This window comes from Aureimonas sp. CAS (assembly GCF_059838215.1).
In genome coordinates this window covers 2,199,678-2,225,382 of record NZ_CM187563.1, presented here as the reverse complement: position 1 = coordinate 2,225,382, position 25,705 = coordinate 2,199,678, and the positions used below count along the sequence as shown (strand labels likewise).

The 25,705-nt window shown below is 67.4% G+C and carries 19 protein-coding genes and 1 tRNA gene; 10 read left to right on the top strand and 10 right to left on the bottom strand.

Features of this window, described 5'->3' with window-relative positions:
• Positions 1-1,194 (bottom strand): aq_1923 C-terminal domain, encoded by a 1,194-nt coding sequence (locus AC6R2M_RS10765; protein ID WP_500481975.1) that lies wholly within the window; start codon positions 1,192-1,194, stop codon positions 1-3.
• 188 nt (positions 1,195-1,382) lie between these two features.
• Between AC6R2M_RS10765 and parC the strand changes: the two genes are divergently transcribed.
• On the top strand, positions 1,383-3,629 hold the full coding sequence (gene parC, locus AC6R2M_RS10760; RefSeq protein ID WP_500481973.1) for a DNA topoisomerase IV subunit A: 2,247 nt from the start codon (positions 1,383-1,385) through the stop codon (positions 3,627-3,629).
• A gap of 272 nt (positions 3,630-3,901) precedes the next feature.
• On the top strand, positions 3,902-4,945 hold the full coding sequence (locus AC6R2M_RS10755; protein ID WP_500481971.1) for a zinc-dependent alcohol dehydrogenase family protein: 1,044 nt from the start codon (positions 3,902-3,904) through the stop codon (positions 4,943-4,945).
• A 109-nt stretch (positions 4,946-5,054) separates the two neighbouring features.
• Here the strand turns inward: AC6R2M_RS10755 and AC6R2M_RS10750 are convergent, their stop codons facing one another.
• The 5 genes from AC6R2M_RS10750 to hemB all read right to left on the bottom strand — a co-directional run bounded on the left by AC6R2M_RS10750 (position 5,055) and on the right by hemB (position 10,086).
• Complete coding sequence (locus tag AC6R2M_RS10750) at positions 5,055-6,434, bottom strand: hypothetical protein (protein ID WP_500481969.1); 1,380 nt, start codon at positions 6,432-6,434, stop codon at positions 5,055-5,057.
• Positions 6,435-6,594: 160 nt separating this feature from the next.
• The gene (locus AC6R2M_RS10745; RefSeq protein ID WP_500481967.1) at positions 6,595-7,515 is read right to left on the bottom strand and encodes a LysR family transcriptional regulator; all 921 of its coding nucleotides are present in this window, start codon (positions 7,513-7,515) and stop codon (positions 6,595-6,597) included.
• Positions 7,516-7,638: 123 nt separating this feature from the next.
• Positions 7,639-8,397, bottom strand: coding sequence for an arginyltransferase (locus AC6R2M_RS10740; RefSeq protein ID WP_500481965.1), 759 nt, complete (start codon positions 8,395-8,397; stop codon positions 7,639-7,641).
• A gap of 96 nt (positions 8,398-8,493) precedes the next feature.
• The gene (locus AC6R2M_RS10735; RefSeq protein ID WP_500481963.1) at positions 8,494-8,970 is read right to left on the bottom strand and encodes an RDD family protein; all 477 of its coding nucleotides are present in this window, start codon (positions 8,968-8,970) and stop codon (positions 8,494-8,496) included.
• Positions 8,971-9,057: 87 nt separating this feature from the next.
• Positions 9,058-10,086 (bottom strand): porphobilinogen synthase, encoded by a 1,029-nt coding sequence (gene hemB, locus AC6R2M_RS10730; protein ID WP_500481961.1) that lies wholly within the window; start codon positions 10,084-10,086, stop codon positions 9,058-9,060.
• A gap of 191 nt (positions 10,087-10,277) precedes the next feature.
• Here hemB and AC6R2M_RS10725 point away from each other — a divergent pair, with 191 nt between their 5' ends.
• The 4 genes from AC6R2M_RS10725 to AC6R2M_RS10710 all read left to right on the top strand — a co-directional run bounded on the left by AC6R2M_RS10725 (position 10,278) and on the right by AC6R2M_RS10710 (position 12,833).
• The gene (locus AC6R2M_RS10725; RefSeq protein ID WP_500481959.1) at positions 10,278-10,700 is read left to right on the top strand and encodes a DUF6163 family protein; all 423 of its coding nucleotides are present in this window, start codon (positions 10,278-10,280) and stop codon (positions 10,698-10,700) included.
• A 183-nt stretch (positions 10,701-10,883) separates the two neighbouring features.
• On the top strand, positions 10,884-11,381 hold the full coding sequence (gene ldtR, locus AC6R2M_RS10720; protein ID WP_500481957.1) for a transcriptional regulator LdtR: 498 nt from the start codon (positions 10,884-10,886) through the stop codon (positions 11,379-11,381).
• A gap of 224 nt (positions 11,382-11,605) precedes the next feature.
• The gene (locus AC6R2M_RS10715) at positions 11,606-12,532 is read left to right on the top strand and encodes a diacylglycerol/lipid kinase family protein (protein WP_500481955.1); all 927 of its coding nucleotides are present in this window, start codon (positions 11,606-11,608) and stop codon (positions 12,530-12,532) included.
• A 225-nt stretch (positions 12,533-12,757) separates the two neighbouring features.
• Positions 12,758-12,833: transfer RNA gene (locus AC6R2M_RS10710), tRNA-Lys, on the top strand.
• Between the two features lie 102 nt (positions 12,834-12,935).
• Here the strand turns inward: AC6R2M_RS10710 and ligD are convergent.
• Positions 12,936-15,488 carry a DNA ligase D gene (gene ligD / locus AC6R2M_RS10705; protein ID WP_500481953.1) on the bottom strand — a complete coding sequence of 851 codons (2,553 nt, stop codon included), beginning with the start codon at positions 15,486-15,488 and terminating at the stop codon, positions 12,936-12,938.
• Between the two features lie 10 nt (positions 15,489-15,498).
• A complete protein-coding gene (gene ku / locus AC6R2M_RS10700) occupies positions 15,499-16,431 on the bottom strand; it encodes a non-homologous end joining protein Ku (RefSeq protein WP_500481951.1) in 933 nt (310 codons plus the stop codon).
• A gap of 514 nt (positions 16,432-16,945) precedes the next feature.
• On the opposite strand from ku, the gene AC6R2M_RS10695 reads away from it, so the two are divergent.
• The gene (locus AC6R2M_RS10695; protein ID WP_500481949.1) at positions 16,946-18,172 is read left to right on the top strand and encodes a porin; all 1,227 of its coding nucleotides are present in this window, start codon (positions 16,946-16,948) and stop codon (positions 18,170-18,172) included.
• Positions 18,173-18,583: 411 nt separating this feature from the next.
• Entirely contained in the window at positions 18,584-19,846 is a 1,263-nt protein-coding gene (locus AC6R2M_RS10690; protein WP_500481947.1) for a porin, read from the top strand.
• Between the two features lie 114 nt (positions 19,847-19,960).
• On the opposite strand, the gene AC6R2M_RS10685 is transcribed toward AC6R2M_RS10690, so the two are convergent.
• The gene (locus AC6R2M_RS10685) at positions 19,961-22,132 is read right to left on the bottom strand and encodes a lytic transglycosylase domain-containing protein (RefSeq protein WP_500481946.1); all 2,172 of its coding nucleotides are present in this window, start codon (positions 22,130-22,132) and stop codon (positions 19,961-19,963) included.
• A 353-nt stretch (positions 22,133-22,485) separates the two neighbouring features.
• On the opposite strand from AC6R2M_RS10685, the gene dapA reads away from it, so the two are divergent.
• Both dapA and smpB read left to right on the top strand, forming a co-directional pair.
• Positions 22,486-23,367, top strand: coding sequence for a 4-hydroxy-tetrahydrodipicolinate synthase (dapA, locus tag AC6R2M_RS10680; RefSeq protein ID WP_500481944.1), 882 nt, complete (start codon positions 22,486-22,488; stop codon positions 23,365-23,367).
• A 104-nt stretch (positions 23,368-23,471) separates the two neighbouring features.
• Positions 23,472-23,951, top strand: a complete 480-nt coding sequence (gene smpB / locus AC6R2M_RS10675) for an SsrA-binding protein SmpB (protein ID WP_500481942.1) — start codon at positions 23,472-23,474, stop codon at positions 23,949-23,951.
• A 131-nt stretch (positions 23,952-24,082) separates the two neighbouring features.
• Here smpB and AC6R2M_RS10670 read toward each other — a convergent pair whose 3' ends face one another.
• On the bottom strand, positions 24,083-25,651 hold the full coding sequence (locus tag AC6R2M_RS10670) for an ABC-F family ATP-binding cassette domain-containing protein (RefSeq protein ID WP_500481940.1): 1,569 nt from the start codon (positions 25,649-25,651) through the stop codon (positions 24,083-24,085).
• Positions 25,652-25,705: the final 54 nt, after the last annotated feature.

The following is a 25,705-nucleotide window of genomic DNA, read 5'->3' as shown; positions in this document are numbered from 1 at the left end:
TCAGTCGTTCGAGCGCACCGTCAGCGACAGGACGGCCGGCAGCGTCTGGGGAGCGCCCATCGCCGCGCCCATGATCTGCGCCGCCGGCACGGGCTGGTTCGGGGCGATCGAGACGGTGATCGACTGCGGATCGCGCAGGAACGACTGGACCGCTTCGGTCACTTCCGTCTGGAACTGCGGGTTGTTCAGCGCCGAAAGGAAGCCGGGCAGGGAGCCGACGAGCTGGTCGATCAGCGCCTCGCGCGTCTGTCCGTTCTCCTCGGCGTAGTGATCCAGAAGCCGGTTCGTCAGGGAATCGTCCACGAAGCGCAGCTCGGCGGAGTGGATCGTGAGCTGCGAGAGCAGGCCGATCATGGCCATGCCGCTGGCGCCTTGGTTGTCCGGGTTGGCGGCCATCTGCTGCTGGAGCGCGCGGAGCTGCGTGATGAACTGCGGCGTATAGCCCGCGACGTGATAGGCGAAGTTCATCTCGCCCGCGTCGTCGATGTTGATCTGGAGCGGGGAGAGCGAGAGATCGCCCGTCTCCATGTTCCAGGCGCCGTTGGCCTCGATGTTGCCGGTGAAGCGCTCGTAGCCGATCTGCTCCGGCACGCTGGCCTCTTCGCCCTGGCCGCTGGTGGCCAGCGAGAACGAGCCGACGGACATGTCGAACGAGAAGTCGGTCGGCGAGGACACGCCGTTGGCGACGTCGAGATCCTGCAGGGCGAAGGTCTCCCGGCCGTCCTGCTCGACGCGCATGGCGGCGATCAGAAGGCGGTCGAACCAGGCGTTCAGCGTCTCGCCCGTCGGGGTCTGGATGGCGAAGGCCTGCCCGGCACCTTCCCCGCCTTCGCGGATCGACAGCCCTTCTACGGCAAGGCCTTCGACGTTCGTCACGCCGGTCGCCTCGCGCACCTGGAAGTCGTCGAAGGTGCCGCGCTCGGACCGCCATCCCTCGGTGTCCGAGCCGGTGACGCCTTCGAAGCGCGCTTCGCCGACCTCGGTCGTCTCGGCGCCCTCGCCGAAGGTGACGCCTTCGAGGACGATGGTGCCGCTTTCGTCCCGCACACCCGAATAGTCCAGCGGGAAGCCGGCGGCGGCGAAGGTCGCCTGAACGCGCTCGGCGAAGGCCTCGCCATCGACGGCCTGTGCGAACGCCTGCTGGCCGAGCCCGAGGAGAAGCGTCGACGAGAGAAGGATGCGGTGTGCGAGCATATCGATCTGACCTTTCCGGCCTGCGCCACGCAGGACATCGGTTGGACTGTCCAAGACCGGCAACTTATCGTCCGGTCGTACAACTGCAAGGCTTGCGAACGAACGCGCGGACGCGCCCGGCCGCATGAAAACTGTGGAGGCTTCCGTTCCGGTCTTGTTCCCCGTCGCGCGCGCGGTAGCCAAGGCCCATGGGCAAGACAGTGGAACCGCCCGCCGGCGGCGGAGATATCGAACCGATCGATTTGAAGGCGGCGCTGGAGGAGCGCTACCTCGCCTATGCCCTGTCCACGATCATGGGGCGGGCGCTGCCCGACGTGCGCGACGGTTTGAAGCCGGTGCATCGCCGCATCGTCCACGCCATGCGCGTGCTTCGGCTCGATCCGGGGCAGGGCTACAAGAAGTGCGCCCGCATCGTCGGCGACGTGATGGGCAAGTTCCACCCGCACGGCGACGCCTCGATCTACGATGCGCTCGTGCGCCTCGCGCAGGATTTCGCGATCCGCTATCCGCTGATCGACGGGCAGGGCAATTTCGGCAATGTCGACGGCGATAGCGCGGCCGCCATGCGCTACACCGAAGCGCGCATGACCGATGTCGCGACGCTGCTCCTGTCGGGCATCGACGAGAACGCGGTCGACTTCAAGCCGACCTACAACGAGGAGGACGAGGAGCCGGTCGTCCTGCCGGGCGCCTTCCCGAACCTTCTCGCCAACGGCGCGTCCGGCATCGCGGTCGGCATGGCCACGTCCATTCCCCCCCACAACGCGGCCGAACTGTGCGACGCCGCGCTGAAGCTGATCGAAAAGCCGGAGGCCGACATCGACGCGCTTCTGCGCTTCGTCGAGGGGCCGGACTTCCCGACCGGCGGCGTGATCGTGGACAATCGCGCGACGATCCGCGAGGCCTACGCCACGGGGCGCGGCTCGTTCCGGGTGCGCGCGCGCTGGTCGAGTGAGGATCTGGGGCGCGGCGGCTATCAGGTGGTGGTCACCGAGATTCCCTATCAGGTCCAGAAGTCGCGGCTGATCGAGAAGATCGCCGAGCTCCTGCAGGCGCGCAAGCTGCCGCTGCTCGCCGACGTTCGCGACGAATTGGCCGAGGACGTGCGCATCGTCTTCGAACCGAAGGCTCGCACCGTCGATCCCGAACTCCTGATGGAGTCGCTGTTTCGCACGACTGATCTGGAAAGCCGCATCTCGCTGAACATGAACGTCCTGTCGGGCGGCAAGGTCCCGAAGGTGATGTCGCTGAAGGACGTCCTGGCCGAATGGCTGGGGCACCGGCGCGAGGTCTTGCAGCGGCGCACCGCCCATCGCCTCGCGGCCATCGAGCGGCGGCTGGAGGTGCTCGCCGGCTACATCGTCGCCTTCCTGAACCTCGACGAGGTGATCCGGATCATCCGCGAGGAGGACGAGCCGAAGGCCGAGCTGATGCGCGCCTTCGAGCTGACCGACGTTCAGGCCGAAGCCGTGCTGAACCTTCGCCTGCGCCAGCTGCGCAAGCTGGAGGAGATGGAGCTGCGGCGCGAACACGAGGCGCTGTCGGAGGAGAAGGCGGAGAAGGAGGCGATCCTGGCCTCCGAGGCCCGCCAGTGGCAGGTCGTCGCGGGCGAAATCCGCGAAGTGCGCGAGACCTTCTCCAAGAAGACCAGGCTCGGCAAGCGCCGCACGACCTTCGCCGACGCGCCCGCCCACGGGCTGCACGACATCGCCGGAGCCCTGATCGAGAAGGAGCCGGTGACGGTCGTCCTGTCGCAGAAGGGCTTTCTGCGCGCGATGCGCGGCCATCTCGCCGACCTCTCGGGGTTGTCCTTCCGCGAGGGCGACGGGCTGAAGCTCGCCTTCCCGGCGCTGACGACCGACAAGCTGGTGCTGCTCTCGACGGATGGCCGCGCCTTCACCCTCGGCGCCGACAAGCTGCCGGGCGGGCGAGGGCAGGGCGACCCGATGCGCCTGCTCATCGATCTGGAGGACGAGCACGACATCGTCGCGGGCTTCGTGGTCGATCCGACGCAGCGCCGGCTGATCGTCTCCTCCGAGGGCACCGGCTTCGTCATCGGGGAGGGCGAACTCCTGTCCTCCACCCGCAAGGGCAAGCAGGTTCTCAACGTTTCCGGCGTCCACAAGCTGGCGCTGGCGGTGCGTGTCACCGGCGATCACGTCGCGGCGGTGGGCGAGAACCGGAAGATGCTCGTCTTCCCGCTCGCCCAGGTGCCCGAGATGACGCGGGGCAAGGGCGTGCGCCTGCAGCGGTACAAGGACGGCGCGATCTCCGACGCGAAGGTGTTTCCGGCGGCCGAGGGCCTGTCCTGGACCGACAGCGCCGGGCGGGTTTTCCAGCGCTCCTTTGAGGAACTGCTGGAGTGGCGCGGCGACCGGGCGCAGGCCGGACGCATGGTGCCGAAGGGGTTCCCGAAGAGCGGGCGCTTCGGGTGAGCGGTGCGCGCTACAGCATCGGCCCGGATATCGGAACCGATTTTCGGAAAGCCTGATGCGCGGGTTCAAAGAGATAGAGCGACGCCGTGCGTCCAATCGGACGCACGGCGTCGCTCTAAGCGCCGCGCTCATCCCTCAAGTCGCGCTCGCTGCATTCGGGCCGGCCCAAAATCCTCGGGCCGGCTCCACCTCGTTCGCTCGCATGTCGGCTTGACCTTCCGACACGATCGGGCCGATGGGACGCAGGCCATCGTCGATCAGGAGAGCCGTCCTTGAGAGCCATGCTGTTCGAAGCCTTCGGGCAGGCCCCTGAGATCAGCACCGTCGCCGATCCGACGCCCGCCGCGGACGGGGTCGTCATCGAGGTTCTGGCGACGGGGCTGTGCCGCAGCGACTGGCACGGCTGGATGGGGCACGACACCGACATCCGCCTTCCGCACGTTCCGGGGCACGAATTCGCCGGCACGATCGCCGCCGTCGGCCGGGACGTGAAGGGCTTTCGCGTCGGCGAACGCGTCACCGTGCCCTTCATCGCGGCCTGCGGGCGCTGCGCCGAGTGCCATTCGGGAAACCAGCAGGTCTGCGAAACCCAGTTCCAGCCCGGCTTCACCCATTGGGGCTCCTTCGCCGAGTTCGTGGCGATCGATCGCGCGGACCACAATCTCGTCCGACTGCCGGACGCGATGGACTTTCGCACCGCGGCCAGCCTCGGCTGCCGTTTCGCCACCTCGTTCCGCGCCGTGGTCGATCAGGGGCGCGCCAGGGGCGGGGAATGGGTCGCGGTCCATGGGGCCGGCGGCGTCGGCCTGTCGGCGATCATGATCGCCTCGGGGCTCGGCGCCCGCGTCGTCGCGGTGGACGTTTCGGAGGCCAAGCTGGCGCTCGCCCGGAGCCTCGGCGCCGAGCGCGTGGTGAACGCCCGCGAGGTCTCCTCCGTCGTCGAGGCCGTCCGCGAGATCACGGGCGGCGGCGCCCACGTCTCGATCGATGCGCTCGGGCACCCGGAGACCTGCTTCAATTCGATCGCCAATCTCCGCCGCCGGGGACGTCATGTCCAGGTCGGGCTGATGCTGGCGGATGCGTCCGAACCCCGCATCCCGATGGCGCGGGTGATCGCGCACGAGCTCGAGATCTACGGCAGCCACGGCATGCAGGCCTGGCGCTACGATGCGATGCTGCGCATGATCGAGGCCGGAACGCTTCGGCCCGACCGGCTTCTCGGCGAGACGCTCTCGCTGGAGGCCGCGGTCCCCGCTCTCGTCGCCATGGGAGAGCGCGCGCCGGACGGCATCGCGATCATCGACCCGAAGGCCTGAGAGCCGGAAGGGCACGAAAAGGCACGGAAAGGCACCGACGAGAAAGCCCCGCCTGCGGTTTCGCAGGCGGGGCACCGTCCCGTCCGGTCCGGGTCCGGACGGTCCGTTGTCAGCCGCGGCCGATCGTGATCACGTGATCCTGCGGCAGTTCAGGATAGGCGTCCCCGTCGAAATCCTGCAGCGAGTCGACCTGGCTCTCGGTGATGTTCGGCGCGACGAGCTGATCGTTCGTCAGGACGAGCGAGGAGAGCGGGATCGCGGTCTCGTTCGCACCCAGGCCGAAGAAGCCCCCGGACGCGACGACGGCGTAGATCCGGCCATCGACGTTCACGAACTTCTCGATCGAGCCGAGATCGTTGGCGTTGGCGCCGATGACGCTGTAGTCGTCGAGCTGGCCGACCTGCAGTTCCACCTCGCTCGCCGAGGCCGCGTTCACCGCCTCATTGTCGCTGTCGCGGTTGGCGGCAGGCCGTGCGGCCGCGTCGCGCTGCGCAGCAGCGTTGTCGGTGTCGTTCTCCTCGGCGTTCGCGGCACGCTCGCCGCCCGCCTGCTCGCCCATCTGGCGGATCTGGACATCCGACTCGCCGGACTGGTTGAAGTCGACGATGGGATCGCCGGCGCTCTCGATCTGGATCTCCGGATCGGCCGTGTTGTATCGGACCTGGGGCTCGGTCTCGGCGACGTTGACGACGGCTCGGCTCGGCTGGACGGCGACGTTCGCCTGCCCTTCCTCCACCGTCACGTCGGCCCGTTCGGCCGTCTCGCCGTCCTCGGTCGTGGCCTCGGCGCCGCCGACCGCGATCTCCGGGGTGCCCTGATCGACCGTCACGGTCGGATCGGCCTGGTTCACGGTCACGCGGGGCTGGGCCATGCCGACCGAAACGTCCGGATCGGGCATCTCGACGATGATCTGCGGACGCGGCATGTCGATGGTGATCGTCGGCTGCGGCATCTGCACGCGAACCTGCGGCGCGGCCTGATTGACCGTCACCTGCGGCCGTCCGGGATCGACCTCGACCTGCGGGCTCGCCTGCTGGACGGTGACCTCGGGGTCGCTCTGCTGAACGGTCACGTCAGGCTCGGGGACGGCGACGCGAAGACGGGCTGTCGCATCGGCCGTTTCGACCAGCTCCTCGTCCTCCAGCATGACGACGAGAATGCGACGCGCCTCGGTGAGGCGGTCCTCGTCGACGGCCTGGCGCGCGGACTGCAGTTGCTCGTCGAAGCGGTCGTATTCGGGGTTCGATTCGGCCTGGGTCTGCAGGTTCTGGTCGGCTTCCGTCAGGGTCTGGGACGCCGCCGTGCGCTCGCGGCGCTCCAGCTGCTCGTTGGCGCGCACGATCAGGACGCGAAATCCTTCGATCTCGCTTTCGCCGGCCGTCGTGGCCGTGGGAGCGTTCGCATTGGCGGGCGCGTCCGCGGTCTGTGCGAGCGCGACGGGCGAGAAGGCGACGCTGGCGAGCAGCAGCGCGAGTGGCAGTTTCTTCATACGGAAGGCTCCTTCGTGGCTGACGGGCGAGGGACGGTCACCCGTCCTCCCCAGGCTCTCCGCCGGCTCGTCGACCGGCTTCGGGAAGCACAACCCAAGTCTCCGCCTTCCGTTCGCCACAATCGCCGCAGGTTGGAGCTGCAGTTTTGCAGCTTGGACTTCAGGACTGCTGCTCTTTCTTTTCACGGTCCGCCGGATTGGCGAACTGGGACATGATCGACCGCACGTTCTGCGTGACCGCATCCAGAACGAGCCGGATGCGCGGTGTGGATCGACTGTCCTTGTGGACGACGAGGAAGATCTCGGTCGGCGGCGGATGGTACGGCGCCGGAATGCGGACGAGTTCGGGTTCCTGTTCGGCGCGGAAGAGCGACAGGCAGGCGAGCCCTCCACCGGCCAGGGTCGCTTCGAAGAGGGTGCCGTGGCTGTTCGTCTGGAGCCCCGGCCGGGCGCGTGGCGCGAGGGTCTGCACCCAGCTCACGTGATCCGCGTCCTGTACGTCGTCGATCAGGATCATCGTCCGATGACCTTCGCAGCCTTGGTCGAAGTCGGGCATGCCGTGCTCGTCGAGATAGGACCGGCTCGCATAGAGGCCGAACTCGATCAGCCCGATCCGACGCACGAAGAGTTCGTTCTGCTGCGGCCTCGACAGGCGGATGGCGATGTCGGCCTCGCGCATGGAGAGGCTGAGTTCGCGTGCGCTGGGGATGAGCTGGATGCTGAGGTCGGGATGCTCCTGCTGAAGGCCGACCAGACATGGCGCCAGCATGTGGGACGCGACCATCTCCGCGCAGGTCAGCCGGACCAGCCCGCCCAGCTTGTCCTCGTGCGAGGCGGCGACGCGGGAGACACCCAGAACCGCGCCCTCCGCCCGCTCGGCCTGTTCGTGCACGTGTCGGCCCGCCCGCGTCAGGACGTAGCCCTCCGGAGTCTTGTGCAGGAGCTGGACCGCCAGCGCCTTCTCCAGCGCGACCAGCCGTCGGCCCGCCGTGGTCGGCGAAACATCGAGTTCCTCGGCCGCAGCCGCGAGGCTTCCGCCTCGCGAGACGGCGAGAAAGAAGCGGATATCGTCCCAGTTCACGGCTCGGCGGACCTCGCTCCGTTGTCGTCGGAGCGGGAACTGGAGCACTTGCGGTCCGGGTTCCGAGCCGAAAGTGTAGCCGGTTCACGATCGGAGGCAGTGATAGGCTGGACTTAGAATCTCTTACGCTTCAACGGGTTCGAAGCGTTCCCAGCCGCGCGGCATCAAGTGCTCCTGCGGCTGGAAGCGGATCTTGTAGTCCATCTTCCGCGAACCCTCGACCCAGTAGCCGAGATAGAGATACGGCAGGCCCATCGCCCTGGCGCGGGCGATATGGTCGAGGATCATCAGGGTGCCGAGGCTGCGTGCGGATTCGTCGGGCTCGAAGAACGAGTAGACCATGGACAGGCCGTCGCCCATCACGTCCGACAGGGCGACCGCGACGAGTTCGCCGTCCGAGCGTTCGGTGAAGGCCGAATCGGGACCACGCCGCCGATACTGGACGAGCCGCGTGTCGACCTGGCTGTCCTCCACCATCATCGAATAGTCGAGAACGCTCATCTCGGACATGCCGCCACCGACGTGGCGTGACTCCAGATAGCGGCGGAAGAGCGCGTACTGCTCGCTCGACGCGCTGGCCTGCCCCATGCGCGCGACGAGGTCGCGGTTGCGCTCCTCGACCCGCTTCATTGACCGCGTGGGGCGGAACTCGTCGACCAGGATGCGGATCGAGATGCAGGCGCGGCAGCGTTCGCAGGCCGGGCGGTAGGCGATGTTCTGGGAGCGCCGGAAGCCTCCCTGCGTCAGTAGGTCGAGCAGGTCGGAGGACCGCGGGCCAGCGAGATGGGTGAACACCTTCCGCTCGAACTGCCCCGGAAGATAAGGGCAGACGGAGGGGGAGGTGAGGTAGAATTGCGGCGTGTGGTGCGTATGGGCGGTCATGTGGGCATCGACCTGACGACGACGCCGCGGCGATCCGTCCGCGGCATCATAGTGTGGCGCAAACCGCGTCCGCCGGAAAGGGCAAAGGCGGGGCCGTCAGGCGTTGCGCCGCACGGCGACCGTCCCCAGCAGCATGTCGTGCAGCATCTGCTTGCGCTGCGAGAACAGCGGGAAGAGATAGACGAAGACGTTGATGAACGAGAAGGACGCCCAGAACAGGACCGCATGCAGCACGGCGAGAGGCGGATCGATGCGCCCGCCATCGAGCCGGGCGAGGCGGACCCCGCACAGGCGCATGCCCGGCGTCGACTGCGCGGCGCCGCCGAGCGTGAAGGCGATGTAGAGGATCGCGACACCGGGGAACAGGAAGGCGTAGAGCACCCAGCCGAGCGAGAGCGTGACGATGCCGAGGACGCCGATCACCAGCGCGGCCGGGATCGACAGGAGCAGGATCGCAAAGCAATCGAACAGGAACGCCAGAGAGCGCCTGGACCGCACCCCGGCATACATGCGCATCTCGTCCGCCAGGGCGGTGGACGCCAGATCGGGGCGAAGATTCGCGGTGTTGTCCATCGTCCAGGGTGCCCTTTCGTATCGCTCGAGCCCGCTCAGATGGGGGCGCAGGGCCTCGTCCGCAACGGCCGCGCGGGCGGGGAAGCCTCAGCGGGCCCGCAGACGCTCGGCCATGCGCAGCGCGAAATAGGTGAGGATGCCGCTGGCGCCCGCGCGCTTATAGGCCGTCAGCGTCTCCTCCATCGCCGCGTCGGCGTCGAGGAAGCCGCGTTCGGCCGCGGCCATCATCATCGCGTACTCGCCGGACGTCTGGTAGGCGAAGGTCGGCAGATCGAGCTCGCGCGACAGGCGCGAGAGGATGTCGAGATAGGGCAGGCCCGGCTTGACCATGATCATGTCGGCGCCTTCCGCCAGATCCTGGCGGGCCTCGCGGATCGCCTCGTCCGAATTGCCCATGTCCATCTGATAGGTGCGCTTGTCGCCCTTCAGCGCCGAGGTCGAACCGACCGCGTCGCGGAACGGGGCGTAGAAGGCCGAGGCGTATTTTGCCGCGTAGGACATGATCATCGCGTCGCCATGCCCGGCCTCGTCGAGCGCGGCCCGGATGCAGGAGACGCGCCCGTCCATCATGTCGGAGGGGCCGAGGATGTCGCAGCCGGCATCCGCCTGGACGACGGCCTGCCGGCAGAGGAGCTCCACCGTCTCGTCGTTGACGATGCGGCCCTCGCGCACGATCCCGTCGTGACCGTGGCTCGTATACGGGTCGAGAGCGACGTCGCACAGAATTCCGATGCCCGGAACCGCCCGCTTGATCGCGCGCGTGGCCCGGCAGACGAGATTATTTGGGTCGAGTGCGAGCGAGCCGGTCTCGTCCCGGTTGGACGGCCCGGTGAACGGAAAGAGCGCCACGACGGGAATGCCGAGATCGGCCGCCCGGCGCGCGGCGTCCGCGCAGGCCTCGACACTGAGCCGCTCGACGCCGGGCATGGAGGCGACCGGCTCGGGCGAGCCGCCGCCCTCGCGCACGAAGATCGGCCAGATGAGATCGCTGCTCGCAACCGCGTTCTCGCGCACCAGCCGCCGTGACCAGTCGCTCTGCCGAAGGCGGCGGAGCCTGCGTCCGCCCGTCGCGGCATCGATCCTGCGCGTGATCGCGGAAATGTCCTGGACTGTCATGGAGCGGGTCCGTCTCGCATCGTTCGCGGCCGTTCTAATGACCTTACCGGTCGGGCGGCAAGCGCTGGCCGTCCGCCTCGACCGGGCGCCTCGCCCCGCCCCTTTGCGTTGACGCATGCCCGTTCGGCTTCTAGCTCTTGGTCGAAGGGCCGCTCGAGCCTGCTGTCGTATCGGCGAGCCGGGGGCATGCCTTGACCATCGAAGTCTTCAAGCGGCGACGGGACGTTTCCCTTCCACGACGCCTTTCGGTGTGGCTGTGCCGGCTGAGCGCGATCGCGCTCTTCGGCGTCGGGATCGCCTATTGGGTGCGCCTCGTCGGAATCTTCGACGGCTCTCTCTGGCGCTTCGACCTCATGCCCCTGCAATGGCGCATGGCGGCGCCCGCTCTCGCCGTGCTGTGCCCCGTCGCCGGCGTCGGCCTGTGGATGCCGGTCTCGTGGGGCATCGTCGTCTGGGTCGTCGCCGCCATGATCGAGGCCTTCCTCGTCTTCGGCCTGCCGCAGGGCCTGGCGGCGAATCCGGCCATTCTCGGCGGCCATGCCCTGGCGCTCTCGCTTCTTCTGGCGCTCGCGCTGACCGACCGGATCCTGAGGCGGCGCGCCGACACGGTGTAGATTTTCTGAACCGCCGGTACACGTTCGATTAGCCAAATCTTTGATCGGGCTGATGTAACGGGCCATTAAGGCTGGGTTTTAAGTCGAATTTTAGAGGCGACGGCTAATTTCTGTCTCAAGGACGGAGCCGATCTGACGGTTCCTCGAAGCAACGACGGGGCAGATACTATGGCCGATCCGAAGATGAACCGTAGCGAACTCGCCGCGACCGAGGAAAAGGTCGAGCTGAAGTCGCTCTACCTCGAGACGCTGCATCTGGTGGAGCGGCTGCACCGCCGCCTGCTCGACGTGATCAAGGACGAGTTCGACCGCAACGGGCGCACCGACATCAACGCGGTGCAGGCGCTGCTCCTGTTCAACATCGGCGACTCGGTGCTGACGGCGGGCGAACTGCGCTCTCGCGGCTTCTATCTCGGCTCGAACGTTTCCTACAATCTGAAGAAGCTCGTGGAGCTCGGCTTCATCGACCACCAGAAGTCGCGGGTGGACCGCCGCTCGGTTCGTGTCTCCCTCACCAAGGACGGTCTGGCCATCGCGGAGATCGTCTCGGAGCTCTACGAGCGCCACATCGGCTCCATCGACAAGGTAGGCGGACTCGACGAGCAGGAGTTCCAGAAGATGAACAAGGCTCTCCAGCGCCTCGACCGCTTCTGGAACGACTCGATCATGTACCGCCTCTGAACCTCCTCCATCGAACGTCGGAACGGCGCCCCTCCCGCCGGTCCGACGCAAGGCGGGCCTCGCGTCTCTCGTCCGGGACGCGAGGCCATTTTCATGGCCGGCGATGGCGCGAAGCCGCTGCCCGAACGTTCCCTTGCGGTCGATCCGGGGGCGGCGACTCGGCTTCGACCGGACATGCTCTACTTCTCGCGGCGGCGGGATGCTCCCGGCCGAGGGTCTTCGACATGAAATCCACCGCATTGCAGGCGACGCTTCTTCACAATCCGAAGGCCTCGCTGTCGCGCTGGCGCGCCGACGAGCTCGTTTCGGCGCTGCACGAGGGCGGATACGATCCGAGCTACCACTCCACCAAGGAGAAGGGCTGGAAGAAGGCCGCGGCGGAGGCGAAAGGCCGGCTCATCGTGGCCGGCGGGGACGGGACAGTCGCCAAGGTCTGCAAGCTGCCGGAGACCGATCGGCACCACATCGCCATCCTGCCGACGGGCGGTGCGAACAACATCGCGACCTCCTTCGGCATCGTCGGCGATCCCCTCGAGCTCGCCCGCGACCTGCAGTCGCTCCAGACCCATGTCTACCGGATCGGCACCGTGAAGGGTCACGACGACGCCGACAGCTTCTGCGAGGCGGTGGGCGTCGGCGCGCTGGCCGCCATCGCGGGGATGGTGGACAACGACATGGAGCGCGATGCCAAGCGCGACGCCGGACGGCAGGCGTTTCGCGAGGTGCTCGCCGAGGCCGAGCCGATCGAGATCGAGATGTCGCTCGACGGCGCGCCCTGGAACGAGCCGGCTCTGATGGTCGAAGTCCTGATCATCTCGACCATCGGGCCGAGCCTGATGCTCGCGCCCGGCCGGGATCCCGCCTCCGATCGGCTGACGATCCGCTGGCTCCCGGTCGAGGACCGCGAGGCGATGATCGAGTGGCTGAAGGCGCCGGAGGAGTCCGAGCCGCCCCTGAAGGAGGCTTCGGCGCACAAGGTGCAGATCAAGACGGACCAGCCGATGCGCATCGACGATGCGACGTTCAAGAAGGGCGGCAAGGTGACGCTGACGCTCGATGGCCGCCATGTGGACATTCTGGTTCCGCCGAAGCGAAGCGAAACGTCCGAGGACGCCGAGCCTTCGACGGGAGCGGCCAGGGCGCAATCGTAAGCGCGCCCGTTCGATCGCGGCGCCTCGCTCCGCCCTTCCGGGCTCGCGCTTCCGTCCGTCGACCCGATGCCGTGGCGCCACGGGCGGTCGGCCGATCGCACACGCGGTGCCGACGCATCCGGCGGCCTCGACCGTCAGAATGATCGACGAAGGGGGTGGACAGGCAGGGCGCGACTCGCTAGAAGCCGCCCATCAGCGCTGCACCGGCTCCGGGCGGCGCTCTCCGGGTGATTAGCTCAGTTGGTAGAGCAGCTGACTCTTAATCAGCGGGTCGTAGGTTCGATCCCTACATCACCCACCATTTCCCTTCGATGAACAAGCTTAGACGAGCCGCCCGAAGCGTGTGAGCTTTCGTGGCGGCAGGGTCGTGTCCGCTCCGCTCTGCATGGCTGACGGTCGATCGTCAGTCGGAGGAGAAGCGCTTCCTCGCCTTCGCCGTGATCGACTGGCGGATGTCCGCATAGCCCCGCCATGGGTCGTCCAATTCGAGACGGGCGAGAATGTCGGCGGGATGGAAGGAATTGGCGCCGTCGAGCGAGTCCAGTTCGTTCCATGTCACTGGGGTCGCCACGGGCGCGCCGGGGCGCGAACGCGTCGAATAGGGGGCGATCGCCGTCTGGCCGCGCTCGTTGCGCAGCCAGTCGACGAAGATGCGCCCCTTTCGTTTCGCCTTCGACATGGTCGAAACGAAGCGCTCGGGTTCGTCGGCCTCCATCCGCCGCGCGAGGGCGCTCGCGAAGGCCTTGACCTCCGGCCATTCCTGGCGCCGCGACAAGGGCGCGACGACGTGGACGCCCTTGCCGCCGGTGACGAGCGGGAAGGTGACGAGACCGACCTCGGCCAGCCGGTCGCCGAGCTCGCGCGCCGCCCGTTTCACGTCGTCGAAGACGAGGCTCTCGTCGGGGTCGAAGTCGAAGACGATCCGATCGGGATGCTCCAGCCGATCGTTCCGCGACCCCCAGATGTGGAACTCCAGCGTGTTCATCTGCAGCGCGGCGACGAGCCCGGCCGCGTTCGAGACGGAGAGATAGACCGCCTTCTCGCCGTCCTTCTCCGTCACGTCCACATGGCCGATCGCGTCCGGAAAGCCGCCCGTGTCGTGCTTCTGGAAGAAGCAGGACTTGGTCCGGCCCTGCGGGCATCGCACCAGAGACAGGGGGCGACCGCCGGCATGGGCGAGCATGCGCTCCGCGACGGCCTCGTAATATTGCGCGAGGTCGCGCTTGGTCAGCCCCTGGCTCTCGAACACCACCCGCTCCGGGGAAGTCAGGCGCACGCCGGCGATCTCGACCGGGTCGCCGTCGCCCTTGGCCCGCCCCGCACGGGCCGGCGCCGGCTTCGGTGGCTTGGCCTTCGCGGGCTGCTCGTCCGTCACGGCGCTCGCCTCCTTGTCCTCGCGAAGACCCTTGAAGACACCGTGGCGCACCGCGCCATCGCCGGTCAGTTCCGTGAAGTCGATCTCCGCGACCAGCTGCGGTTCGACGAAGCGCGCATCGCGCGCGATCTCCTTCGGCAGATCGGAGAAGGGCGACGTCTTGCGGGCGATCGCCCGGAGCCGTCCGCCGAGGTCGTCGAGAAGGTCCTCGGTGAATCCCGAGCCGACCCGTCCGCGATAGAGAAGGCGATCGCCGTCCCGCACACCGATGAGGATGGAGGAGAAGGGGCGGCTCTTCTTGTCCGACGGCCGATAGCCGCCGATGACGAACTCCTGGCGCTTGGTGCACTTGGTCTTGAGCCAGCTGTTTCCCCGGCCGGCACGATAGGGCGCATCCGCCCGTTTGGAGACGATGCCCTCGTGGCCCGACGCGCAGATCTTCGAAAGGACCGACGAACCGCTGCCGCGAACGTGCTCGCTATAGAGAAGAGAGGCATCGCCCGAGCGGGAGAGAAGATCCTTCAGCCGCTCCTTGCGCTCCAGAAGCGGTTCGTCCGAAAGGTTCTCGCCATCGAGCTCCAGAAGATCGAAGGCGAAGCAGGAAAGGTTACCGCCCTCGGACAGCGCCTCCTGGAGCGAGGAGAAGTCGGTGCGGCCCGATCGATCGAAGGCGACGACCTCGCCGTCGATCAAGGCGCTCTCGCAGGCAAGCGACCGAACGGCCGGCAGGAGCGCCCCGAACTTGTCCGTCCAGTCCTTCTCGTTGCGCGTCCAGAGCTTCACCTCGTCGCCGCTGCGCGAGATGAGGACGCGGTAGCCATCGTATTTCATCTCGTGCAGCCACTCGCGGCCGTCCGGCGCCTCGTCGACGAGGGTCGCGAGCTGCAGCGGCCGGAAGCGAGGCAGGGCGCGGACTGCCTTGCCGCGAGGATCTGCCGGTTTAGCGCCGGGTTCGGCATCCGCGCCCTTCGCCGAGGGCCGCTTCGTCTTGCTGGCCCAGACCTCGTCGCCCTTGGCGATCTGGTTCATCGTACGGCCGGTCTTCACGCTGCGATCCTTCTTGAGGATGTCGCGGCGCGTGGAAGCCACATCGTCCTTCTCCTTGATGAGGAGCCAGTTCTCCCGCGTCTCCCTTCCCCTCGGCTTCATGCGGACCAGCGCCCAATGGCCGGTCATCTTCTCCCCTTCGAGCTCCATCTTGATCGAACCCTTGGCGAGGCCGGACTCCATGTCCTCGCGCGGGGTCCAGCGTCCGAAGTCCCACAGCATGACGGTGCCGCCGCCATACTCGCCTTCGGGAATCGTGCCCTCGAAGTCGCCGTAGTCCATCGGGTGGTCTTCGGTGCGCACCGCCAGCCGCTTGTCGGCCGGGTCGAGGCTCGGCCCGCGCGTGACGGCCCAGCTTTTCAGGACGCCGTCCCATTCGAGCCGGAAATCGTAATGCAGCCGCGTCGCGTCGTGCTTCTGAACGCAGAAGACGAGCCCGTCGGTCGATGCCCGTCCCCCGGACGGCTCGCGGGTCCTGGTGAAGTCCCGCTTCTCGCGATAGGCCTTCAGAAGGTCCGCCGCCGGGGTGCCCATCGCGCCGGCCTCAGGCGCTCTTGCGACGCTGAGCGGCCGGCTTGGACGCGGCTTTCGGCGCGGCCTTCTTCGCGCCGGACGTCTTGGACGCGGCGGATTTGGACCGCCCGCTCTTGGTTCGACCCTTCTCCCCTTCGTCCTTCGCACCGCCTTCCAGACTCTTCTTCAGCGAGGCCATCAGATCGATGACGTTCGACTTCTGCGGCTTCTCGTCGTCGTCGTCGTCTTTCGAATCGTCCACCTGCGCCTTGCCGCCGGACTTGCGCTTCTTGGCGATCAACTCCTTCAGCGCGGCCGTGTAGCGGTTCTTGTATTCGCCCGCGTCGAAGGGTGCGGTCTTCTTCTCGATGAGGGCCGTCGCGACGTCGAGCAAATCCTCGTCCGTCTTGTCGTTCGAGATTTCCGCGAAGATCGGATCGGCCTTCCGGATCTCGTCCTCGTAATGGAGCGTCTCGAGAAGGAGGCCTCGCCCGCAGGGGCGCAGGGCGACGAGATACTCCTTGCCGCGCATGGCGAGCTGGCCGAGCCCGGTCTTCTTCGCCTTGCGCAGCGCATCGCGCACGACGCGGAACGCATCCTCCGCGAGCTCGTCCTGCGGCACGACGTAGTAGGGCTTGTCGAAATAGAGCGGAGGGATCTCGCTGGTGTCGACGAACTGGACCAGCTCCAGCGTCTTCTTCGTCTCCAGCTTCACGTCCTCGATCTCCTCGTCGGAGAGAAGGACGTACTCTCCGTTCGAGACCTCGTAGCCCTTGACGATCTCGTCCTTGTCCACCGGGCCGATGCCGGGAGCCACCTTCTCGTAGCGAATGCGCTTCCCGCTCTCTCGGTGGATCTGATTGAACGCGATGGAGGCGCCGGCCTTCGTCGCCGTGAACATCTCGACGGGGATGGAGACCAGGGAAAGGCGGATCTGCCCCTTCCAAACAGGACGCACGGCCATCGAGCGACTCCGACGCAAGGCTGGGAAGCCGACTCAACGCCGATCGGGAGCCCCCGTTCCCCCGAAGGTCGCCTCATGTCGGGGTCCGGCTACGAAGGCGTGCCTCCGCTCGCGAATATGGCAGGGTCCGCCGCGCCGCCGCCTGATTCCGGAAGTCCATCCGAGCAAGTGTGCCCTGCCTACATCACTGGTGCGGCGGGCGTCTTGTGCAGTGCATGAAACCGCGAGAAAGCGCTTGAGCATCAGGTTTGCATAAGCTTCGGCGGGCCCGGAACCGCGCGATTTTAAGCCCTGATTCATCTTTGAGTGTCGTCGCTGCAACAGCCATGTTGCCAAAGGGCCGGTTGGGCGCCCGAGTGGCGTTTTCGTGATTGCATCGACGGAGCCCCTGAATAATGTTGGCTCACGAAAGAGGGCGGGGGACGAACCTCCTTCTTTCAAGGGATGGGGCAGGGAAGGCTGTCCTTCGTAACAAGGCCCAACCCTACCTTTTAACTTGACTGGAGGTCAGGACATGACAATCAAGAGCCTTCTTCTCGGCTCGGCTGCGGCCGTCGTCGCAGTTTCCGGCGCCCGCGCTGCGGACGTCATCATGGTCGAGCCGGAGCCGGTGAACTTCGTTCGCGTCTGCGACGTGTACGGCAAGGGCTTCTTCTACATCCCCGGCACCGAGACCTGCATGCGCGTTGGCGGTTACGTCCGCATGCAGATCAACGTCGCGGGTGACCCGGCGGTGAACCTCGAAGGCGACGACTACGATGTCGGCACGGCCGTTCGCGCCCGTCTGAACTTCGACGTCCGTGAGGAGACCGAGCTCGGCCTGCTCCGCGCCTATGCCCGTCTTCAGGCGACCAACAACCGCGGCGGCAACGCTTCGTACAACATGACGCAGGGCTATGTTCAGCTCGGCGGCCTGCTGCTCGGCTACCGCGACTCGCTCTGGACCAACGATGTTGGCGGTCTCGAGGACGGTCTGCTGACCGACACCGACCTCGTCGTCGGCGACATCTCGACCAACCAGATCTCGTACAACTTCGCGCTCGGCGGCTTCTCGGCCGTGATCGGCCTCGAAGACGACGCGACGGGCGACTTCGTCCCGGACGTCCACGGCAAGCTGGTCTATTCGGGTGCCTGGGGCGGTGCGTTCCTGTCGGCCGTCTATGACGAGACCTTCAACCGCGAAGACGCGACCACCCAGTTCGGCAACCTCGGCATCTTCCTGCCGGACCTGCCGACCCGTCTCCAGGACGGCTCGAACGACGCTTTCGCTCTGAAGGCCGGCCTCAAGCTGAATGACCTGATCACCGAGGGTTCGACCCTGGCGCTCGAGGGTCACTACGCCTTCGATCCGACGACCTACGCCACGATCCCGGGTCTGGCCAGCGCGTTCTCGGCCAACACGCCGGGTTCGGTCACCAACCCGACCCCGGGTGCGGTTCCGCTGTTCCTCGAGTGGGCTGTCGGCGCTGGCTACCGTCAGGCCGTGGGTGACTTCACGGTCGCCGTCTCGGGTCAGTACGGTGAGACCTTCGGCACCGACTTCATCGTCGCGACCCCGACCGGCTTCGGTCTGGCGAACGTCGAAGGCGAGTACTACTCCCTCGTCGGTAACGTCGGCTACAACTTCACCTCCAACTTCGGCGCTCTGGCGGAAGTCCAGTACACCGACGTTGACTTCGGTGGTGACGTCGGCTCGGTCGACCAGACGAAGGGCTTCCTGCGCTTCGTTCGCACCTTCTAAGCGTCAACACGCTTCGATCTCTGGAAGGGGTCCGGTTCGCCGGGCCCTTTCTGCGTTTGAAGGTCGCGAGAAACCTTGGCCTCAAGCGCTGCGCGAGTGAACCGGGACGCGGGGCGGGCAGGGGCAGCATGCCGTTTCGCCTTTGCAGCCCGGTCGGTCGTGGAAGCCGTCATGTCGCTCGCGCGATGCCGAGGCTGATCCGAAGCTTGGCCGCCGAAGCTTAATGTGGCCCGGGCTGGGCGAGAAAGCGGCAGGTGTGGCCGCTGTGCAATTTCGCAGCGGTCACGAGTTTGAGAAGGTCGGCGTCGAGGGGCATGCGGGATCACCCGTTCGCGCGGGAAGCCGGTTCGCTGCCTAGGGAGTCCTCAACGGAACTCGAGACGAAATCCTCCAAGCTCGATCGGAGCCACCATGCGTATCGCAACCCTTCTTCTCTCCTCCGCCGCGGCCTTGGCTGCAACGACCGGCGCCCGTGCAGCGGACGTCATCATGGTCGAGCCGGAGCCGGTGAACTTCGTTCGCGTCTGCGACGTGTACGGATCGGGCTTCTTCTACATTCCCGGCACCGAGACCTGCATGCGCGTCGGCGGTTACGTCCGCATGCAGATCAACGTCGCGGGCGACCCGGCGGTGAACGCCGAGGGCGACGACTACGAAGTCGACTCGGCCGTTCGCGCCCGTCTGAACTTCGACGTCCGCGAGGAGACCGAGCTCGGCCTGCTCCGCGCCTATGCGCGCCTCCAGGCGACCAATGCCTCGGGCGGCAACGCGTCCTACCAGATGGATCAGGGCTACGTGCAGCTCGGCGGGCTGCTGCTCGGCTACCGCGACTCGCTCTGGGCGAACGATGTCGGCGGCATCGAGGACGGTCTCCTGACCGACACCGATCTGACCCTCGGCGACATCAACACCAACCAGATTTCCTACACCTTCGCGCTCGGCGGCTTCTCGGCCGTGATCGGCCTCGAAGACGACGGCACGGGCGACGTGGTGCCGGACGTCCACGGCAAGCTGGTCTATTCGAGCGCCTGGGGCGGCGCGTTCCTGTCGGCGGTCTACGACGAGACCTTCAACACCGAGGACGCCGAGGACTTCTTCTTCAGCCCGTTCCTCGACGGTGACGACATCCTGGGCGCCGTCGGCCTGCCGGGCCTTCGTCCGCTCATCGAGGACGGCTCGAACGACGCCTTCGCCCTCAAGGCGGGTCTGCAGCTGAACGACGTCCTCACGGAAGGCTCGGCGCTTTCGATCGAGGGCTCCTACGCCTTCGATCCGACCGTCTACTCCACGATCGGCGGCCTCGGAAACGCGTTCTCCCTCTCCGCCGACGACGCCAGCGTGTCCAACCCGACGCCGGGCGAAGCCACCCTCTTCGTCGAGTGGGCTCTGGGTGCCGGCTACCGCCAGTCGGTCGGCGACTTCACCGTCGCGGTCGCCGGTCAGTACGGCGAGCTCTTCGACGCCACCTACGTGACCGGCTTCGATCCGGCCACCGGTGCCTTCAGCTCTGCGACGACCAGCGGCAGCTACTACTCGCTGGTCGGCAATGTCGGCTACGACTTCACGTCGAACTTCGGCGCGCTCGCCGAGGTGCAGTACACGGACGTCGACTTCGACGATCTGGGTTCGGTCGATCAGACGCGCGGCTTCCTGCGCTTCGTCCGCTCGTTCTGATCGCGACGCGCTCCGGCGCATCGCGCAGACAAAAGGGGGTCCGGTTCGCCGGGCCCCCTTTTCATGCGCGGTCCTGAAAGGTCTGCGGGGCGTCTCCCGAACGCCCGAGGAGCCTCAGCCCCTGCGGCCCTGACGCAGATCGTTCTCGATGTCGAAGCCCGCGCCGAGCCGCATCTTGTAGACCTGATAGTTCTCCATGATGCGCTGGACGTAGTTGCGGGTCTCGGTGAACGGGATCGATTCCACCCAGTCGACGACCTCGTCGAGCGGACGGCCGCGCGGATCGCCGAAGCGCTCGATCCATTCGCGGGCGCGTCGCGGACCGGCGTTATAGGCGGCGAAGGTCAGAACGTAGGAGCCGCCGAAATTGTCGATCTGCTGGCCGAGATAGCGGCTGCCGAGCTGCGCGTTGAAGGCGACGTCCGTGAGGAGCCGTTGTTCCGAATAGCTCGCGCCGATCTCGCGCGAGAGCTGGCGCGCGGTCGCCGGCATGAGCTGCAGAAGGCCGAGCGCGCCGGCGGGCGACTTGGCGGCCGGATTGAACGAGCTCTCCTGCCGGGCGATCGCGTAGGCGAGGGCGGTGCCGGAGGCGGAGATGTTGGCGTTGGCCGGGATGGCGCCCGTCGGATAGGCGAGGGCCGGGGCGTTCACGCCGCGGCCATAGGCGATGCGGCCGACTTCGAGGGCGAGCGAATGGTTGCCGCGCCGCTCCGCCATGGAGGAGAGGATGGCGAGCTCGCCCGGGCTGTCCACCTCCTGGGCCAGCGACCGGTAGAGGCTGGCCGCGCGCCAGTCGGAGCCGATCTCCTGCAGCCGGTTGATCGCCCGCACCGCCTCGCGGCTCTGGAAGCGCTGGCGCTCCGCGTCGCTCGGGCGCGGGAAGGCGATCGGGCCGGGCGTGCGGCCGAGCTTGGCGGCGGCGAGCTGCCCGTAATAGGTCGCGCCATGTTGCGCGGCGCGGGCGTAGAAGTCGCGCGCGCTGCCCGGTCCGCCGGCTTCGGCCGCGCGTCCCATCCAGTAATAGGCGCGCGACTGCGAGAGCGCGCGATCGGAGATCTGCGCGATCTGCTGGAAATGGCGGCTGGCGCGCGCCGGGTCGTTCAGATGGCGCAGGGCGTACCAGCCGGCATGGAAGGCCTGCTCCACGCCTTCGACGATCCCCTGCGCGGGCTGCTCGGCGACGAGACGGTAGGCGTCGCGCGCCTGCCCGCGTTCCACGAGCATGCGGGCGACGATGCGCTTCTCGTTCCACCACGCGTTCGGATCGATCTGCTGGCCGGCATCCTTGGTCGCGGCGAAGAAGACCTGGGCAGCCTCATGCGGGCGGTCCGCCTTGCGAAGGTTCACGGCACGCGCGAACTGGAAGCTCGGGTCGGCATGCTGGTTGGCGGGGACCGCTGCGAGGCGCGCCTGCGCGTTCTCGCCCCGGATGGAGGCGGCACGGGCGCGGAACAGGGTCTCGGAATTGGCGAGCGCGGACACCCGCTCGGCGTCGTCGATGCGGTTGGCGTAGAGCAGCGTCTCCATGCGGACCTTGTGGTCCGCCTTGGTCAGCAGATTGCCGAAGGAGCGCAGCATGTCGGCTTCGGTCGCGCGCGTCAGGCGCTCGTTGCGCCAGGCGTTGGCGACGAGGTTGCGGGCGCGCGTCGTGTCGCCGGTCTCCACCAGCGCGCGAGCCAGAACGATGGTGCCTTCCGGCGTCTGCGGCTGGGTGCCGGCGAAGGCGGCGATGACCTCGCGGGCGCTCGGCCGCTCTCGGTAGAGCGCGCGCTCCGAGTTCGCCCGCAGCGTCGCCATGCCGGGCCAGGAGGACAGCTCGTGCGCGGTGCGCGCGATCTCGGCGGCCGGAACGCCGTCGCCCTTCAGGGCGATGGCCCAGGAGAGGATGTGCCGGTCGAGCGAGCCGGGCGCCATGCCCTCGCGGATGGCCCGGGCGCGATCGACATTGTTGTGCGTGGCGTCGAGCCCGGCCTTCAGGTCGCCGCGGATCGGCGTGACCGAACCGGCGCGCGAGCCCATGGCGACAACGGAGGAGGTGAAGGCCGTGGCGCCCTCCACCGGCGGCGGGCCGGAGCGCTGGAGCGCCGGATTGGCCGACGGCGCGGGGCCGCCGAACCGGGCCGAATCGATGCCGCCCGCAGGCGCGGCAGCCGACGAGCCGCCGCCGCGCAGGGTCGGCATCGGCACGTTGGCCGGCAGAATGGATTCGGCCGTGCAGGACGCCAGGAGCACGCCGGCGATCACCGTCTGCAGGGAAAGCGAGCGGGCGGCGGTCTTGGCGGTCATCGCGAGCCTTTCGGAAAAGCACGGGGCCGCCGGCGCTGACCTTGGGAAGCGTGGCGACATGGTGTCCGAACCTCTCACGAACGCGATGAAGAGAAGGTAAAGCGAGCGATCATTCGCGCCAGGATCGGGCACCCGGCTTGCGCGGGGCCGCACGGTTTTCCGGTCCTGTCCGGCCCGTTCCGATCCGCTCGACGGGACCGGATGTTCGGCGGCCCGTGCGCTCCTGCGCGCCTTGTCTCGCATTTGGCCCTTCACTATGGTGCCGCCAAACCGTCAGGGGCAAAACGGCGTATTGATGTCGTGCGGCCATTCCCGAAGACGGACTTTCCGCCAGACGCTGGGAGAAGACTTTGATGTTCAGGGGATCGATGCCGGCGCTCGTCACTCCGTTCGGGCAGGACGGCGGCCTCGACGAGGCGGCTCTGCGCGACATGATCGAGTGGCAGATCGGCGAGGGCTCGCACGGTCTCGTTCCGGTCGGCACCACGGGCGAGAGCCCGACGCTGACGCATGACGAGCACAAGCGCGTGGTCGAGATCTGCGTCGAGGCCGCGGCCGGGCGCGTTCCGGTCATCGCGGGCGCGGGCTCCAACAACACGGCCGAGGCGATCGATCTGGCGCGATTTGCCGAGAATGCCGGCGCGGACGGCCTCCTCGTCGTCACGCCCTACTACAACAGGCCGACGCAGCGCGGCCTCTATGAGCATTTCGGGGCGATCGCGCGGGCCGTGACCAAGCCCATCATCATCTACAACATCCCGCCGCGCTCGGTGATCGACATGACGCCGGAGACGATGGCGCGGCTGGCGAACGACTTCTCCAACATCGTCGGGGTGAAGGACGCGACCGGCAAGCTGGAGCGCGTCTCCGAGCAGCGCATGGCCTGCGGCAAGGACTTCATCCAGCTCTCCGGCGAGGACGCGACCGCGCTCGGGCACATCGCCCATGGCGGCGTCGGCTGCATCTCGGTGACGGCGAACGTGGCGCCGCGCCTGTGCGCCGAGTTCCAGGAGGCGTGCCTTTCCGGCGATTTCGCCAAGGCGCTGGAGTATCAGGACCGCTTGATGCCGCTGCACAAGGCGATCTTCGTCGAGCCGGGCCTGTGCGGCACCAAATACGCGCTGTCGCGCCTCGGCAAGGGGCGCAATTCGGTGCGCTCGCCGCTGGTGCCGATCGAGGCGGCGACCGAGCGGCTGATCGACGAGGCGCTGCGCCACGCCGGCCTCCTGAACTGAGGGGTCGGACTCGCGCGATTGACAGGGCAGGGGGCGCGGCCCATCTCAGCGCGCATTGGAACGGACGAAGGCGGGCGTTGAAGACCCCGTGAGGGGTGTCTGAAATGGCGAAGAAGAAGGCCGACAAGTCGAACGTCGCGGCGGAAAACCGCAAGGCGCGCTTCCACTACGAGATCATCGACACGCTGGAGGCGGGCATCGTCCTGACCGGCACGGAGGTGAAGTCGCTGCGCGGCGGCCGCGCCACGATCGCCGAATCCTACGCCACCGAAGAGGGCGGCGAGATCTGGCTCATCAACTCCTTCGTGCCGGAGTACCTGCAGGGCAACCGCAACAATCACGAGCCCAAGCGCCGCCGCAAGCTTCTCGTCCACGCCAAGCAGCGCAACCGTCTGGCCGGCGCCGTCCAGAAGGACGGCATGACGCTCGTGCCGCTTAAGATCTACTTCAACGAGCGCGGGCTGGCGAAGCTGGAACTGGCCGTCGCGCGCGGCAAGAACGATCCGGACAAGCGCGAGTCCATGAAGGAACGCGACTGGAACCGCGAGAAGCAGCGCCTGATGAAGAACGCCGGGCGGGAGTGACGGCGGCTTCGGCCTGGAGCGTCTTCGATGCGGCGGGTTCGCGGATGGTCCGCTTCCCAGGGTGTGTTCCTGTTTAGACGGACACACCCCAGCCGGGTTGGATAAAGGCTGCCTTTCGATCGTTCGGCGGGTCAGACCTCCAAGGCGCGATCGAAACCCACTCGTTCGACGAAGGACGGGTCGTGACTGACGACCAGAAGCGCGCCGTCGAAGTTCCGCAAGGCGTCTTCCAGAAGTTCGATCGACTCGATGTCGAGGTGGTTGGTCGGTTCATCCAGAATGATGAGCCATGGCGGCGTCGAGCCTGAAAGGGCTGCTGCCAGACCTGCCCGAAGACGCTCGCCGCCGGACAGCGTGCCGACGAGGCGCTCGGCATCCCGGTTTCGGAAGGCGAACCTTGCACAGCACGCGTAGGCTTCCTCGTCGCCGGCGTCGGGATGCAGTCGGCGGATGTTGTCCAGAATGCTGCCCTCGGGGTCGAGCAGCCGGACGTGCTGATCCAGCGTGACGATGCGTTCCTCGACCCGACGCACCGTTCCTGCGACGGGCGCCACAAGACCCGCTGCGATCTGCAGAAGGGTCGTCTTGCCCGCGCCGTTCGCTCCCTTCAGGACGATGCGCTCAGGCCCGTCGATGCGCAGTGTCCACGGGCCAAGGCGTTTGTCGCCCGCTTCGGCGACGACGCCCTCCGTGGCAAGGACGCCCACGCCCGATGGCAGGCCGCTCGAGGGCAGCGTGATCGTCAGGGGCGTCAGGACTTCAACGCGCGAACGCGCCTCCTCCGCTTCAGCCAGGGCCGTGCCCATGTGCCGATCGCCGATCGCCTGTGCTCTCCCGCCGCTATCCTCCGCCCGCTCGGCCCGCGCGCCCAGAAGGATTTTCGGTTCGGACCCCTTTGCCGCGAACGCACGCCCCGCCCTGTCGCGCCGGGCCTTCGCCTCGCGCTGCGCCTGCGCGGCCTGACGCGCCGCGCGAACGCCCGCATCGGCGCGCTCCAGCTCGGCGCCGGCGCGGCGGCGATCCTCCTCCCGGACGGCGGCGAAGGCAGACCAGCCGCCGCCGAAACTGCGTGCCCCGATCGCGGTCAGTTCCAGAATGCGGTCCACGTCTTCCAGAAGCTCCCGATCGTGGCTGGCGACAAGGACTCCACCCCGCCAATCCCGCATCAAAGCTCCGATCGCGGCGCGACCGGCAGCGTCGAGATTGTTCGTCGGCTCGTCCAGAAGCAGGAGGTCCGGCTCCTCGATGATGAGGCGAGCGATGCCGACACGCGTCCGCTCGCCGCCCGATAAGGTCTGGAGGCGGCGCTCCAGCGGCTGGTCGGCAAGCCCGGCCTGGGCAAGGGCGGCACCGATGCGGCTCTCCAGGGTCCAGTCGGCGGCGTCGAAGTCGTCAGCGGTGCCGTTTCCCGCCAGGATGCGCTTGAGCATCTTCAGATCGCCGGCGACCCCGAGCGCTTCGGCCAGCGTCCACTCCTCCTGCATGTCCTGCCGTAGAAGGCCGATCTTGCCCGTTCGTCGAACAGCACCGGACGACGGCTCGGCTAGCCCGGCTGCGATCCGGAGGAGGGTGGATTTGCCGGACCCGTTGCGGCCGACGAGCCCGAGGCGCTCCCTTCCGACCGCGAACGTCAGATCTTGAAAAAGCGAGCGTTCAGGGGTGCGGGCGGAAACGGAGTCGAGGGTGAGGAAGGCGGACATAGGCAACCATGGCAGGCATCGAAACAAGGCAGATGGCGTTGCTCGTCCTGTCGT

Bases quoted from the DNA above. Each gene is read 5' to 3' on its own strand.
- AC6R2M_RS10715 (WP_500481955.1), top strand. From the start codon at position 11,606: ATGAAATCCACCGCATTGCAGGCGACGCTTCTTCACAATCCGAAGGCC.
- AC6R2M_RS10765 (WP_500481975.1), bottom strand. From the start codon at position 1,194: ATGCTCGCACACCGCATCCTTCTCTCGTCGACGCTTCTCCTCGGGCTC.
- ldtR (WP_500481957.1), top strand. From the start codon at position 10,884: ATGAACCGTAGCGAACTCGCCGCGACCGAGGAAAAGGTCGAGCTGAAG.
- parC (WP_500481973.1), top strand. From the start codon at position 1,383: ATGGGCAAGACAGTGGAACCGCCCGCCGGCGGCGGAGATATCGAACCG.
- ligD (WP_500481953.1), bottom strand. From the start codon at position 15,488: ATGGGCACCCCGGCGGCGGACCTTCTGAAGGCCTATCGCGAGAAGCGG.
- AC6R2M_RS10740 (WP_500481965.1), bottom strand. From the start codon at position 8,397: ATGACCGCCCATACGCACCACACGCCGCAATTCTACCTCACCTCCCCC.
- ku (WP_500481951.1), bottom strand. From the start codon at position 16,431: ATGGCCGTGCGTCCTGTTTGGAAGGGGCAGATCCGCCTTTCCCTGGTC.
- dapA (WP_500481944.1), top strand. From the start codon at position 22,486: ATGTTCAGGGGATCGATGCCGGCGCTCGTCACTCCGTTCGGGCAGGAC.
- AC6R2M_RS10735 (WP_500481963.1), bottom strand. From the start codon at position 8,970: ATGGACAACACCGCGAATCTTCGCCCCGATCTGGCGTCCACCGCCCTG.
- AC6R2M_RS10685 (WP_500481946.1), bottom strand. From the start codon at position 22,132: ATGACCGCCAAGACCGCCGCCCGCTCGCTTTCCCTGCAGACGGTGATC.
- AC6R2M_RS10695 (WP_500481949.1), top strand. From the start codon at position 16,946: ATGACAATCAAGAGCCTTCTTCTCGGCTCGGCTGCGGCCGTCGTCGCA.
- smpB (WP_500481942.1), top strand. From the start codon at position 23,472: ATGGCGAAGAAGAAGGCCGACAAGTCGAACGTCGCGGCGGAAAACCGC.
- AC6R2M_RS10750 (WP_500481969.1), bottom strand. From the start codon at position 6,434: ATGAAGAAACTGCCACTCGCGCTGCTGCTCGCCAGCGTCGCCTTCTCG.
- AC6R2M_RS10670 (WP_500481940.1), bottom strand. From the start codon at position 25,651: ATGTCCGCCTTCCTCACCCTCGACTCCGTTTCCGCCCGCACCCCTGAA.
- AC6R2M_RS10690 (WP_500481947.1), top strand. From the start codon at position 18,584: ATGCGTATCGCAACCCTTCTTCTCTCCTCCGCCGCGGCCTTGGCTGCA.
- hemB (WP_500481961.1), bottom strand. From the start codon at position 10,086: ATGACAGTCCAGGACATTTCCGCGATCACGCGCAGGATCGATGCCGCG.